This is a genomic window from Leucobacter japonicus, assembly GCF_001273855.1.
GTDB classification, from domain to species: Bacteria; Actinomycetota; Actinomycetes; order Actinomycetales; family Microbacteriaceae; genus Leucobacter; species Leucobacter japonicus.
Genome location: NZ_JHBX01000051.1, coordinates 1 through 235, shown reverse-complemented (window position 1 = coordinate 235; position 235 = coordinate 1). Strand labels below are relative to the sequence as shown.

Below are 235 nucleotides of genomic sequence, written 5' to 3'. Positions count from 1 at the left end.
CATGCCCGAGTACCGCCGCGCGCCGGAGTCACCGTTTCCGACCGCGCTCAACGATGTCAGTGACTTTCTCGACGCCTACGGTGCTGAGCGCGTGGCCAACGGAGTCACGCTGCCACTCGTGCTCATGGGCGATAGCGCCGGTGGCAACCTGGTTGCCGCTGAGGTGCAGCGGCGCGCCCGCGAAGATGATGATCTGATTCAGCAGCAGGTGCTCATTTACCCGGTACTCGATGGG

The 235-nt window shown here is 64.3% G+C and carries 1 protein-coding gene; it reads left to right on the top strand.

The features are described 5' to 3' along the window. Window positions 1-235 (top strand): alpha/beta hydrolase fold domain-containing protein (locus AMS67_RS00145; RefSeq protein WP_156316463.1); only part of this gene is annotated, 235 nt, incomplete at both ends.